At 61.5% G+C, this 12,967-nt stretch carries 11 protein-coding genes; 5 read left to right on the plus strand and 6 right to left on the minus strand.

Annotated elements, in window-relative coordinates; genetic code table 11:
• Window positions 1-34 precede the first annotated feature (34 nt).
• Together PJE01S_RS13145 and PJE01S_RS13155 are read right to left on the minus strand one after the other, a co-directional pair.
• On the minus strand, window positions 35-3,031 hold the full coding sequence (locus tag PJE01S_RS13145; protein ID WP_084389526.1) for a transglycosylase domain-containing protein: 2,997 nt from the start codon (window positions 3,029-3,031) through the stop codon (window positions 35-37).
• 497 nt (window positions 3,032-3,528) lie between these two features.
• Window positions 3,529-4,416 carry a DMT family transporter gene (locus tag PJE01S_RS13155; RefSeq protein ID WP_068834187.1) on the minus strand — a complete coding sequence of 296 codons (888 nt, stop codon included), beginning with the start codon at window positions 4,414-4,416 and terminating at the stop codon, window positions 3,529-3,531.
• Window positions 4,417-4,632: 216 nt separating this feature from the next.
• Here PJE01S_RS13155 and PJE01S_RS13160 point away from each other — a divergent pair, with 216 nt between their 5' ends.
• The gene (locus tag PJE01S_RS13160; RefSeq protein WP_068834089.1) at window positions 4,633-4,824 is read left to right on the plus strand and encodes a hypothetical protein; all 192 of its coding nucleotides are present in this window, start codon (window positions 4,633-4,635) and stop codon (window positions 4,822-4,824) included.
• A 35-nt stretch (window positions 4,825-4,859) separates the two neighbouring features.
• On the opposite strand, the gene PJE01S_RS13165 is transcribed toward PJE01S_RS13160, so the two are convergent.
• Window positions 4,860-5,576: a helix-turn-helix domain-containing protein gene (locus PJE01S_RS13165; RefSeq protein WP_068834090.1), complete on the minus strand. Its 717-nt coding sequence runs from the start codon at window positions 5,574-5,576 to the stop codon at window positions 4,860-4,862.
• A gap of 233 nt (window positions 5,577-5,809) precedes the next feature.
• Between PJE01S_RS13165 and PJE01S_RS13170 the strand changes: the two genes are divergently transcribed.
• Complete coding sequence (locus PJE01S_RS13170; protein WP_157090328.1) at window positions 5,810-6,853, plus strand: ABC transporter substrate-binding protein; 1,044 nt, start codon at window positions 5,810-5,812, stop codon at window positions 6,851-6,853.
• Here PJE01S_RS13170 and PJE01S_RS13175 read toward each other — a convergent pair.
• Together PJE01S_RS13175 and PJE01S_RS13180 are read right to left on the minus strand one after the other, a co-directional pair.
• Entirely contained in the window at window positions 6,846-8,240 is a 1,395-nt protein-coding gene (locus PJE01S_RS13175; protein ID WP_169804380.1) for a sensor histidine kinase, read from the minus strand. The two genes, PJE01S_RS13170 and PJE01S_RS13175, sit on opposite strands and share 8 nt — an antisense overlap.
• Entirely contained in the window at window positions 8,227-8,892 is a 666-nt protein-coding gene (locus PJE01S_RS13180) for a response regulator (RefSeq protein ID WP_068834092.1), read from the minus strand. Before PJE01S_RS13180 ends, PJE01S_RS13175 begins: the two co-directional genes overlap by 14 nt.
• A 239-nt stretch (window positions 8,893-9,131) precedes the next feature.
• Between PJE01S_RS13180 and PJE01S_RS13185 the strand changes: the two genes are divergently transcribed.
• The 3 genes from PJE01S_RS13185 (at window position 9,132) to PJE01S_RS13195 (ending at window position 11,957) form a co-directional block, all read left to right on the plus strand.
• The gene (locus PJE01S_RS13185) at window positions 9,132-10,133 is read left to right on the plus strand and encodes an ABC transporter substrate-binding protein (RefSeq protein ID WP_068834093.1); all 1,002 of its coding nucleotides are present in this window, start codon (window positions 9,132-9,134) and stop codon (window positions 10,131-10,133) included.
• Between the two features lie 105 nt (window positions 10,134-10,238).
• The gene (locus PJE01S_RS13190; RefSeq protein WP_068834094.1) at window positions 10,239-11,063 is read left to right on the plus strand and encodes an ABC transporter ATP-binding protein; all 825 of its coding nucleotides are present in this window, start codon (window positions 10,239-10,241) and stop codon (window positions 11,061-11,063) included.
• A gap of 15 nt (window positions 11,064-11,078) precedes the next feature.
• On the plus strand, window positions 11,079-11,957 hold the full coding sequence (locus PJE01S_RS13195) for an ABC transporter permease (protein WP_068834095.1): 879 nt from the start codon (window positions 11,079-11,081) through the stop codon (window positions 11,955-11,957).
• 85 nt (window positions 11,958-12,042) lie between these two features.
• On the opposite strand, the gene uppP is transcribed toward PJE01S_RS13195, so the two are convergent.
• Window positions 12,043-12,915, minus strand: coding sequence for an undecaprenyl-diphosphatase UppP (gene uppP / locus PJE01S_RS13200; protein ID WP_068834096.1), 873 nt, complete (start codon window positions 12,913-12,915; stop codon window positions 12,043-12,045).
• Window positions 12,916-12,967 lie beyond the last annotated feature (52 nt).

The raw sequence follows: 12,967 nt of genomic DNA on the forward strand, positions 1-12,967 counted from the left end.
CAACAGGCTCGCGGCAGCGTGATGACGCATCAAATCAATTCTGGCAGGCCAACGAAGGGGCGCTGGCGCCTGTTTCCATCATGGGCAGAAGTGTCGGCGTCAGCGATTTGAGCAATTGAACCGTGAGCGCACTGGTGAACTTGTAGTTGGCCGCATAGGGCTCGCGGACGTAGGCGGTGATGGTGCCGAAGAAGCGATCGCCGATCAGGAATACAAAGGTGGCGGAACGGTTCACGGCGCGCGAGGAAATCAGCCTGCCGCCCGGAGCGCGGACCTCGAAGCGATGGTCGCCGGTGCCGGTTTTTCCGCCAACTTCCACTGCCTTGCCCTTTGCCTGCCGCAAGCCGCCCTTGAGCCGTTTGGCCGTTCCACCCTCCACCACGTCAAGCAATGCGCGGCGCACCACGTCCGTTATCTCCTCGGGCAAAACCCGTTCGGCCACAGCTGCCTTGTTCTCAAAGTGCGTTTCATAGGGCGTTGCTTGGGCAAAGTCCAGGTTTTCCAGTTTTCTGAGCGGCAGACGCATGCCTTTATTGACGATGATTCCCATCAACTCGGCCAGCGCGGCGGGTCGATCGCCCGAGGCGCCAACCGCGCTGGCATAAGAGGGCGTGAGCGATTCGAATGGATAACCGAGTCGCCGCCAGTCGCGGCCAATTTCCAGAAAGGCCTCCAGTTCCAGCATTTGCCGGATACGTTTGTCCTGCTTGGTCTTGTGGTGTGTCTTGAACAGCCAGGCGTAGACCGCCTGGCGCTCCTCGCGGCTTGCGTCCAGCGATTGCGTCAGCGTCGCCTCTGGATGCTGGCGCATGAAGCCGAGCAGCCATAACTCCAATGGATGGATGCCAGCGATGTAGCCGCGGTCGGCCAAGGAGAATTTGTCTGGCCCGTACTGCTCATACAGCGCTTTCAACTTGGCGTCCGAGAGGCCATCCTTGGGGAATTGTTCATGCATGAAGGTGGAGAATTTCTCCAGGCCGGCGTCCGGCTCGAGGCTGCGGAACACCACGGCAAGGCGAGCAGGTGCCGGACGCATGTTTTCCAGCAACAATTCCCGGGCCTCCTGTGGCGTCTTGCCGTGGTATTTTCTGTAGAAGCGAACCAGGAACTGGCGTCCTTCCCTGTCGGCAAAGCGGGACAGGATTTCTTGTCGCCTTGGCTCGCTCTGAGCCTCCAGCGACTCAGAGCTGGCGCCGGCCATCTCGAATTGGTAATGCCGCACGATGTCGCGCATGAGCCGGACAAAAACCAGGTTGACCGACTGCTGGAAGCCTTCGCGTACCGTCATGACCCTGTAGTTTTCCTCGGACTCGAAATTCGTGAATGTCTGCACGCCTCCCCCTGTCACAAACGCTTCCCCTGGATTGCCCGAGTAGCGCCGCGACATCGCGGCCTCCAGCATCGCGGGCAGACCCCGATCCTGCGCCTTTGCCAGGTAATCGAGCGCCCAGCGGCTCAAGACGTTCTGGCTCTCCACTTTCAGTTGGGCCAGCTCCTTCGGCTTCATGCCGGCGTAGCGTTGATGCAGGCTGGCGACTATTTCGAGATAGGTAATCAACGTGCGCAGCTTGGCGGTCGATCCCAGATTGAGTCTGGCGCCCTCATTGATGTCGAAAGGCTGGTCGAAATTGTCGGTCTGCACGCGCAGCAGATTGGCGCCACCGCGTTGCTCGAACAACGTGAAACTGAAAATCAGCTTGCCCGGGTCATCGCCGCTGCCGAGCATGTTGTGGCCATACAGTTCCGCCGCTTTGGCATTGGCTGGATTCTTGAGCTGCCGTAGCACCGTCGTCACCGCACCCTGCATTTCGCCATTCATGGTCGTGACCGCGGTGAGATCGAGACGGTCCAGATCGTAAAGGTGCTTGACGTGCAGCAAACCGGAAAGATGGGCGCGCAATGCGGTCACTGCTTTTCGGGTGACAAAGGAAATTGGCGGCTCGTCGACGGGCTTTTGCTGCAGATTCAGCTTGATCGGCAACGCCGCATCGCGCAGTGCAACCGGAATGGTTCCCGACGCGGCCAGCAGCCTTAAATGACTGTCGGTCAACTGCTGAAGGTCCGCCATGCCTTCCCGCAGGTAATAGGAAGGCCGGCGTTGCGCGATCATGAGCGAAAGCGCCTGCTTGAAGGCTTCTGCCCTGCGCTGCGGCGGCTCATCTTCCAGTGGCATGTCGTCACCGTCCAGGAGCTGATTGACTTCTTCAAAATCACGACCGTACCAGGCCCACAGACCGTCGCCCAGGCCACTGATCTCGCCATAGCCCGGCTTGGCCGCAAGCGGCACGGTATTCAGATAGTCCACGACGATTTGCTGGCGCGCCGGGAGCGTGTTCTCGCCGTCCAGATACACCCTGACGGAGGCCGAAGCCATCTGCCGCAGCTTCTCCTGCGGCGATGGGGTCCGGCCTTCAGGTGAATGACGGTATTTTTCGATCTGTGTGACCAGCGTACTGGCTCCCGGCGTGGGGTGCGATTTATCAAACACATGCAGCAACTGGTCGGAGAGAGCCCTGGCGAAGCGGCTCCAGTCGAACGAAGGATTGTGGTGCGGATAATCGGTCGTCAGCAGCTCACGGTCTTCGATGAACAACAGTGTGTCTGCAAGCAAGCGCGGCACCGACTCGAAATTCGCATAGCTGCGTCCGGGGAAGCGTTGAGAGTACAGGGATTGTCTGTTGCAGTCGAGCAAGTCAATGCCGGCTTGACTCTTCTCCCGATAAGCCGGAAAGAGCCCTCTGTCCGTGAGCTGGGCCAGCCGCGGCGAGATGCGCGCTTGCTGCGAAATCAGGTAATCGTGCCTCGTCAGGAACTCGGTATAGGCAGGAAGACTGCTATACCCAAGGCGCTCATCGTAAGGACCGGGCTTGGGAAAACGGATTGACGGACTTGGCCCCGGCTCCGTCTTGAACGTCAGTTCGCGGCCGAGTTCGGACAGGTTGCGTGCTTGCCATTCGGACGTGCGTAGCTCGTTGTAGATCAGCCGGGCGACAAAAACCAGCAGCCCGAACAGGCCGATCAGGCCGATCATTAGCAGTAACTTGCTCCAGTTGCGTCGTGTCACTTTTTTGGATTGGCAATGCGACTTGGCGAGAGTCTCTGATTGTCAAATTAATCACCCATTTCGCCTGTGTTGATTCTGGTGCAGATTGCAGAATTTTGGCAAAAAAAGTTCTCCCTATTGACAAATCATCGGGTCGAAAAACGCATTTTTGACTGAAATGCGACTCAGCAACTCAATCCCCGCCATCGTGATGGGGCTCAGGTTGGAAATCCTTGAAATCGTGCATCGGACCCATGCGAAGTGCCAGGCCAGGATGATCCCGGTTTTCGGTCTTGCCGGGTGTCTTTTTTTACCGGCATTTCTTGCCCGGCCGCCGCACCTCGTACGGGCCAGGTAGCTGCCGAGCTTGCTGACCCGGGGCGCATGGCTCCCGGCTCGAACCGTTCAATATCGAGCCGATCCTGAACATGCGCCTGCTGCTGGTTCCGCAGGGCCGGGAGCCTGGCTGTTCATCGGGGAGCGGGCTATCTGCGTATCTTCCGCACGCGCGCACGTGTCCCCAGCAGCGCCGCTCCAATGATCATCACGGCCGCCAGGCCAATGCTCCAGGTCAGGGTGCGGCCGCTCACCAGCATCAGCAGGGCGGTGGAGCTCAGCGGGGTCAGGTAGCTCAGTATGCCGATCTGACGGGCGTCGCCGCGCTTGAGCGCCTTGTCCCACAGGAAAAATGCGGCACCCAGCGGCCCCAGGCCCATCACGGCCAGCAGCAGCCAGTCCTGGCCCGAGAGCGTCACCTGCGGCTCCAGCGCGACATGGCAGAGCAGCGACAGCAGGCCCGACACGAGGCCGAACAGGCCAATCGCGGCGGTGGAAAAGCTTTGGCCCTTCAACTCGATGCGCTTGGTTTGCAGGGAGTAGTTGGCCCAGATGCAGGCCGAGCCCAGCGCCAGCAGGTAACCCAGGCCCGCGCTCCAGGCCGCATTGCTGGTGGCGGCGCCCGCCGGGTCGCGGCCGCCCAGAATGGCCAGCGCCGCGCCGGCAAAGCCCACCAGGGCGGCAATGACGTGCACCCTGTGCAGCTGGACACCTGGCAAATACAGCGGGGCCAGCACCACGATCAGCAAGGGCCACAGGTAATTGACCAGATTCACTTCCACGGCCGGTGCGATGCGCAAGCCAATGAACAGCAGGAAGTGAAACCCGAACAGGGTGAACACCCCCAGGCCGAGCGTGCGCGGCGACACCGCCCATTGCCGCCGGTCCTTGATGACGAACGGCAAGGCCAGAACGCTGCCAATGATGAGCGCCAGACCCGTTAGCAGGAAGGGGGGAACATGTTTGAGCGAAACCCCCAGCGAGGCGAGGGTGGCCCATAGTGCGATGGCCCCCAGTGCGTATAAATTGGCTTGCATGGCCGCCAGCATACGGGGTGCTGGCGGCGGCATCGTCGCGCAACGACGGTCTTTCTCTGGTCAGGGGGCGGCTACATCCGGTAACCGGCTTCACACGCCCGCTGCACGCCAGACACCCGGCCGGCACCCGAGCGGAAGTGAAATGGGCTTATCCATAGGCTCATCTGCCGGTGCGGGTCGCCACAGGGATGAATTCCAGATTCAAGGAGAGACGCGATGAAAAAACTCACGATGGTGTTGCTGGCACTGGCCGGTCTGAGCGCCCTGTCCGGCTGTGTGGCCTATGTGCCCTATGACCAGGGCCGGCATTTCTACCACGGCGGTCCGGGCGCGGGCTATGGAGATCGCGACGGCGACGGGATGCGCGACCGACATGACCGCCGTCCCAACAATCCGTACCGTTACTAAGCCGGTGGCAGAACCGATGGCCGGTTCAACCAGGCTCAATTTGGGCGCTGGCGGCGCATCGCTGCCGTCAGGGCCGAGGGCGACTGGTAGCCGCAATGCAGGGCGGTGTCGGCCACGGTCATGCCGTCGGCGCGCAAGGCCTGGGCCCGGCACAGGCGCTGGTTGCGCAGCCATTGCATCACGCTCAGGCCGGTTTCGCGCCGGCAGCGTGCGGCGAATTGAGTCGGGCTCAAAAACACCTGCTGCGCCAGTTGGGCAACACTCAGCGGCTCATGCAGGCGCTCCCGCGTCCAGGCGGCGAGCTGCTCCCAGTCAATCGGGCGCTGGTAGCGCTGGTACGGCGGCGAGTTCGGCAGACTTTGCGCAGGGCGCCATGCCTCCAGCAGCAACCGCGGGCCGTAGTGCTGTGCCAGGCTGCCGGCTTGCGGCCGGTCCTGTTCCAGCGACAGCGCCAGATAGCGCGCCAGTGCCAGGGTTTGAGCCGCCTGCGCCGGATGGGACGGACAGCGCGCCCAGCCGGCCTGCGCAGTGTCCAGTACCAGGCAACGGCTGCCGTAGCGCGCTTCAAAGTCGTGCCGTTCACCAGGGGCAATCACGCAGCCCTGGCCGGCCGCGATGCGCTGGCCGCGGCCCTGCACTTCCAGTTCCAGCACCCCGTCGAGACCCAGCAGCACCTGAAAATGCGAATGGGCATGGCTGCCGTGCGAGGCGCCGTACCGGCGCAGCGACAGTGAATTTTGCGGTGCATTCATCTCAGGCGATGCCGTTTGCGGCGTGATGGCTCATGGTGTGCCTTCAACAATGGGCGGGTGACGGGGGAACGGATGGGGCGAAATCCGGAAAGACTTCGCTATATGCTAGCGACAAATCCATAAGGATCATAAGGAGACCGTTTGTGAGAGCTTGGCGTTTGTACGCGGTGGGGGAGGGCCCGTTTCGCCTGATCGCGCAAGTGGTCTGCTGGTGCTTGCTGGCCTTGTGCGGAATGGCGCGTGCACAGCTACCCGGGCATTACCCCGCCGACTATGGCGCGGTGGTGGAGGCGGCGCGAAAAGAAGGCGTGGTGGTGGTTTACTCCACCACAGACTTGTCGGCCGTGGCGTCGCTGGTGCGCGATTTCGAATCTCTCTACCCCGGCGTTAGGGTTCAGTACCATAAGCTGATCAGTACCGATCTCTACCAGAGATACCTTGCTGAGACGGCGGCGCATCGACCCACCGCCGATGTGTTGTGGAGTTCGGCCATGGATTTGCAGATCAAGCTGGCCAACGACCACCACGCGGCCACCTACAGGTCACCGGAAGCCGCCGCGCTGCCCGATTGGGCCATCTGGCGTGATGCGGCCTATGGCACGACCTTTGAGCCGGCCGTTTTTGTCTACAACAAGCGCATGGTCACCGGGCCGGAGATTCCGCAAACCCATGCGGAGTTTGCCCATCTGCTGGCAACGCATCGCCAGAAATACGCAGGCCATGTCACCACCTATGACATTGAAAGATCTGCCGTGGGTTTTTTGTTTGCCACGCAGGACAGCCGCGTTCAGCCCGGTTTTTGGGACCTGGCAAGAGCACTGGGCAGCAGTGACGTGGAGAAGGGGTCAAACACGTCGGCGATGGTCGAGCGCATTGCGTCAGGAAAGGTGTATCTGGGCTACAACCTGATCGGATCATATGCCTTGACGCGTGCGCGGCGCGATCCGTCGATTGGCGTGGTGCTGCCCAGCGATTACACCCTGGTCATGTCGCGCATCGCATTGGTGTCAACAAGCGCGGCGCATCCGAATGCCGCGAGGCTGTGGCTGGACTACCTGCTGTCGTACCGCGGGCAAAGCCTGCTGGCCAACCGGGCCGAGCTGTTTTCGGTGCGCGGCGATGTACCGGGGGAATTCTCGGCCGCCACCTTGCGGCAGTCGCTGGGTTCCAGCATCAAGGCCATCGGTGTCGGGCCTTCCCTGCTGGTCTTTCTTGACCACGCCAAACGGCAGGAGTTCTTGCAACGCTGGCGGCGTGAGACCGCACCGGTCAAATAAGGTGCGCGGGCTTGAACTGAACCCGCACAAGCAGGCCTGGCCCGCCTCCGGCTGGGCTGTCCAGCGCGATCTGTGCATCATGCGACACGCAGATGTCCCGCACGATGGACAGACCCAGTCCTGAACCCTGAGCGTCCTTGTTGGGCCCGCGGTAAAAACGCTCAAATACTTTTTCTCGTTCGGACAGTGCAATACCCGGGCCGTTGTCTTCCACCTCCAGCACGGCCCACTCACCCTGCATGACTCGCACGGTGATGGCGCCATGGGCCGGCGTGTAGCGGATCGCATTGTCGATCAGGTTTGCCATCAGCTCGTGCAGCAAAAGCTCATTGCCCATGACCGGCACTTCGTGCTCCGGGCCTTCAAAGCTCAGGTCAATGGCCTTTCGCCGGGCCGCGGGCACATGCTCAAGCGCGGTATCCCGCGCAAGCGCCATCAGGTTCGCCACGCCGCTGTGATGGTTTTGCATGGCTTCGGGGTCTGAGCGCGCCATCAGCAGCAGTTGCCCAATCAGGCGCGTCTGGCTGTCAAGCCAGCGCCTGACCGTGGCCAGGGTTTCGTGCGACAACTCTGGCCGTCCCTGCCTGAGGGTGTATTCGACCTGGGTGCGCATTTCCGACAGCGGCGTGCGCAGTTGGTGGGAGGCATCGGCAATGAAGCGCTGCCGGCTCTCAATCAGTTTCTCGATGCGCGAGGTGTGCTGATTGAGTGCCTCAATCAAGGGCCGGATCTCATTCTGGACACGGGTCTGGTCGATGGGGCTGAGGTCAAAAGAGGAGCGCTTCACAAGGCTGTCGCGCAGCTCCATCAGGGGCCTCAGGCCCCGGCCCAGGCCGAGCCACACTAGCAGGCCGGCCGCGATGATCAGGACGGCCTGGCGCTGCAGGTCATCGATCAATATCTGCCGCGACAGGGCGCTTCTGGATTCGCCGGTTTCGGCGACCAGGATCACCACCGGATCGGTCGTGCTCAGTCCGTACACCTGCTTGTAATAGGCCACCAGGTAGATGTCTTCGCCTTTGTACTGGGCTGTGTAAGTCACCTGCGTGTCGGCGGTGGATGTTCGCCGCGGCGGCATTGGCAAGTCATCGTAGCCCGTCAGGGTTCTGCCATCCGGTGCCACCACGCGGTAGAAAATTCGTTCCTGCAGGTTCGATTCGAGCAGTTGCAGCGCCACATACGGCAAGTCCACGGCCAGCGCACCATCCCTGACGGTGACCTGGTCTGCGATGGTGTCGGCCGAGGCGACCAACAAGCTGTCAAAAGCATGGTTGGCGGTCAGATTGGCCGTGCGGTTGCTGAAAAATGCGTTGACCACAAGCAGCAGCCCCAGCGGGATGAGCAACCAGCGAAGCAGCTGAAGCCGAAGACTGTCAAGTTGCTTCAAGGAGGTAGCCCAGTCCGCGCAGGGTAATGATCGAAACGCCAGAGTTGTGCAGTTGCTTGCGCAGCCGGTGGATGTAGATTTCAACCACATCCTGGCCCGTGGTGGCATCGACCGAGAACACCTTTTCGAAAAGCTTTTCCTTGCTGATGGCCTTGCCGCCGCGCAGCAGCAGCACTTCCAGTACCGCGTGCTCCTTGGGCCGAAGCGCCAGCGTGGCGCCGCCCAGCGTGAAAGTCCGGCCAACGCTTTCATAGCTCAAAGGCCCCAGCGTGATCAGCGGCGCGCTGACGCCATGCGCCCGCCGGATCAGGGCATGCAGGCGGGCTTCCAGTTCAGAGAGCTCAAAAGGCTTGGCCAGGTAGTCGTCGGCGCCCAGGTTGAGGCCGGCGACCCTGTCGCTGAGTTCGCCGCGCGCCGTGAGCACCATGACCGGCACGGTGCTGCCGCGTGCCCGCAGGCGCCGCAGGACCGTCAGCCCATCCATCGAAGGCAGTTCCAGATCGAGGATGACGGCATCGTAAGTCTGGGTGAACAACAGGTGGTCGGCATCCTGGCCATCATGGGCCATGTCGACGGCGTAACCACTGCCTTGCAAGGCCTTGGCGAGCCATTTGGCCAGCTCGGCACTGTCCTCTATCAATAGCAGACGCATGTCAAATTCTCTTTGCTTTATCCGACCTGGATGATGGCTGCAGTTTCACTTCAAGCCCCTGATTGGGGCTTGCCTTGGATTAGGTGTTTTCCCTAGGATTCCCAAAAGTAAAGCGGCAGGAAAGGTCGTCTGCGCACACTGCCTTCATCGGTGGGGTCCGAGGTGCTTGCCTCCATGTGCGCATGACGCGCTTGGCCCCATCGCTGAATTTGACCATAAAACCTTTTAGGAGATAAACCATGCTGAGCCGACGCTTCCTGTTATCCGCCCTTGCCATCGCCGCTTCGTTGACTGCTTCGGCGGCGGCCGTTGCCGCCGAGAAAGTCACCATCATGGTGGGAGGCTACGAAAAACAAATCTACCTGCCTGCGAAGCTGACGGAGCGCCTGGGCTACTTCAAGGACGAGGGACTGGATGTTGAGCTGCTCAATCAGCCGGCCGGCGTCGATGCCGAGCTCCAGATGCTTGCCGGTGCCGTGGATGGTGTGGTGGGTTTTTATGACCACTGCGTGGACTTGCAGACCAAGGGCAAGTTTGTCCAGTCCATCGTTCAGTTCAGCCAGGCGCCGGGCGAAGTGATTCTGGTGTCCACCAAGCATCCCCAACTCAAGTCCATGGCCGACATGAAGGGCAAGACCGTGGGTGTGACAGGCCTGGGTTCTTCCACCAATTTTCTGACGCTGGCGCTGGCCGCTCGCGCCAATGTGCCTGTCGGCGATTTCACCACCTTGCCAGTCGGCGCCGGCACCACTTTCATCGCCGCCATGCAGCAGGACAAGATTCAGGCCGGCATGACCACCGAGCCCACCATTTCCCGCATGGTCAAGACGGGTGAAGCCAAGGTGCTGGTGGACATGCGAACCGTGGAAAAAACCAAGGCGGCCTTGGGCGGCACCTACCCGGCGGCCTCGCTTTACATGGACGCCGCGTGGATCAACAGCCACAAGGAAACCGCGCAAAAGCTGGCCAATGCCTTTGTCAAAACGATGAAATACATCAATACCCATACCGGTGCCGAAATCGCCGACAAGATGCCGCCCGAGTTCTATGTGGGCGACAAGGAGGGCTACATCAAGGCGCTCGATGACGGCAAGGCGATGTTCACGCCCGACGGTGTGATGCCCGCGGGCGGTCCCGAAACCGTGCTGGCCGTGCTTTCCGGTTTCTCGAAAAACATGAAAGGCAAGACAGTGGACCTGTCCAAGACCTATACCTCCGAGTTCGTCAAACGCGCCAAGTAAGTTGGACGCCGAGGGCCTGGTTCGCAGGCCTTCGGCTGAAGCTTGTCTGCCGATGGCCCTTCCGGGCCTCGCACGCCTCGCTCCCCTGCACAAAGAGAACCATTTATGACTGATACCTCCAGCCCGGCCACACCAGCCGTAGAACTGATCAATGTGAGCCGCCGTTTTGTCACACCCGATGGCAAGTCCATGACGGCGATTCGTGACTTCAACATGACCATAGAGCGCGGCGAGTTTGTCGCCATCGTCGGCCCCACGGGCTGCGGCAAGTCGACCACGCTCAACCTGGTGACTGGCCTGGCCAAACCCTCGGCCGGCGAGGTGCGCCTGTTCGGCCAGCCCGTGGACGGCATCGACCCGCGCATCGGCTTTGTGTTTCAGACCGATGCCCTGTTTCCGTGGCGCAGCGTGATTGACAACGTGGTGGCCGGCCCGCTGTTTCGTGGCATGGCCAAGGACGAAGCCTATGCATGCGCCGAAAAATGGCTGGCGCGGGTGAACCTGAGCGGCCATGAGAGCAAATACCCGCACCAGCTCTCGGGCGGCATGCGCAAGCGCGTTTCCCTGGCGCAAACCTTCATCAACGAGCCGGAAATCCTCCTCATGGATGAGCCCTTTTCCGCACTCGACGTGCAAACGCGGGTACTCATGCATGACGCCTTGCTGCAGCTGTGGTCGGAAGCCAAGGCTTCGGTGCTGTTTGTGACCCACGACCTTGAAGAGGCGATTGGCCTGGCCGACAAGGTTTATGTCCTGACGGCCGGCCCGGCCACGGTGAAATCGGTTTATCCCATCGACATTCCACGGCCCCGCGTGGTGTCGGACATCCGTTACGACAAACAATTCATTGATATCTCCCAGACCATCTGGAATGACCTGCGCGACGAAGTGAAGCTGGGCGCCGCCCGTGCCGAAACCGTTGCCGCCTGAGCAAAAGGACTACACATGACAAACTCCACCCTGACGGCCAATGGGCCGGTGTTTCGCGCCGGCACCTCCGACGCAGAGATTGAGCGCGCCGCCGCGGATGCGGCGGTCAAAAGACGGCGCATGGTTCTCTTCTGGCGCTTCCTGATTCTGGCCGTCTTCCTGGTCGGCTGGGAAGTCGCCGTGCGGACCAAGGTGATCGACGAATTTTTCTACTCCAGCCCGACCGCGATCCTGGAGCGCCTGTGGCAATGGATGGTGGATGGCACCGATGGTGTTTCCCTCTGGTATCACCTCTGGGTGACCATGGAGGAGGCGCTGCTTGGCTTTGGCAGCGGCGCCGTGTTGGGCGTGATCGTGGGCGTGGTCCTGGGCCGCAACCGCATGGCCGCCGATGTGTTCTCCATCTACATCAAGGTCTTCAACTCCATCCCGCGCGTGGTGCTGGCGCCCATCTTCATCATGATCCTGGGCCTGGGCCTGGGTTCCAAGGTGGCGCTGTCCTTTGTGATGGTGTTTTTTGTGGTGTTTTCCAATGCCTTCCAGGGCGTGCGCGAGGCCGACCGTTCATTGATCGCCAATGCGCAGATCCTCGGCGCAACGCCCTGGCAACTGACCTGGTCGGTGATCGTGCCCTCGGCCATGAGCTGGATTTTTGCCTCGCTGCAGGTGAGCTTCGGTTTTGCCATTGTCGGCGCCATCGTCGGCGAGTTCGTCGGTTCGCGCTTCGGTATCGGCCTGCTCATCAACATCGCCAAGGGCTCGTTCGATGCCGCCGGCATGTATGCCGCCATCGTGATCATCATGGTGGTGGCACTGGCGGCGGAGTACTCGATGTCGCTGGTCGAGAAGCGACTGGCGAAATGGCGCCCAGCCGCACTGAGCGAGACGGCTTGACGGATGGCCCGGGCCAGGGCGGGCTGCAGCCCCTGGCGGATATTGAATGCCGCGGACGCTCAGGTTGAGGTCCGCGGCATTTTTTTTAGTGGAGGAACCCGTTGCGCACGGCGGCGATCAGGAACAGGCCGAGCAAGGCCCGGTAAATGACAAAGGGCCATGCCGAAAACCGTTCCAGCACCCGCATCAGGCCCCAGATTGCGATGAAGGCCGAGCCACTCGCGACGACCAGGCCAAACGCCAGCAGCGACCAGGCCTCAGGCGGGATGTGCGCATGATGCAGAACCCACAGCTCCTTCAATCCCGCCAGCGCAATGGCGGGCAAGCCCAGAAGAAACGAAAACCGCGCGGCTTCCTCGCGCTTGAAGTTGAGGAACAAGGCCGCCGTCAGGGTCGAGCCCGAGCGCGACACGCCCGGAATCAGGGCGCCCACCTGCGCCAGTCCGACGATCAGCGCATCCCTGAGCCGCATCTGCTCGACGGTGCGGCGATGCCGGCAAAGGACCTCGGCCGCGGCCAGCAAGACCGCCATCACGACCGATGAAACGCCGATCACCATCAGGCCGCGCAGCGGCGACTCGCAGGCATTCAATACCGAGGAGAGTGCCAGGCCGGCAAGGCCGATCGGAATCGTTGCCAGCAGGATGCCAGCCGCCAGACGAAACCAGGGGTCGTTGAAATCCCGGCGCTTCGTCGCGGCGACACTGCCTGACACCACGGCGCGTATGTCGCGCCAGAAGTAGCTGACCACGGCGGCCAGCGCCGCCAGCTGCATCGCCGCCGAGAAGGCGGAACCCGGATCACGCCAGCCCAGCAACGCCGGGACCACGCGCATGTGCGCGGTCGATGAGATGGGCAACAGCTCGGTGATGCCCTGGATGATGCCGAGGATGCCAATCTGCGCATACCCCAGCGAGGCAAAACCGATATCCAGGCCTGCACTGCAAACATTCGCCAAAATTTTTCTCCCTTAAATAAGCTCTTGATATTGTGGCCACCGCAGTGGTTCG

The organism is Polaromonas jejuensis NBRC 106434 (assembly GCF_001598235.1).
GTDB classification, from domain to species: Bacteria; Pseudomonadota; Gammaproteobacteria; order Burkholderiales; family Burkholderiaceae_C; genus Polaromonas; species Polaromonas jejuensis.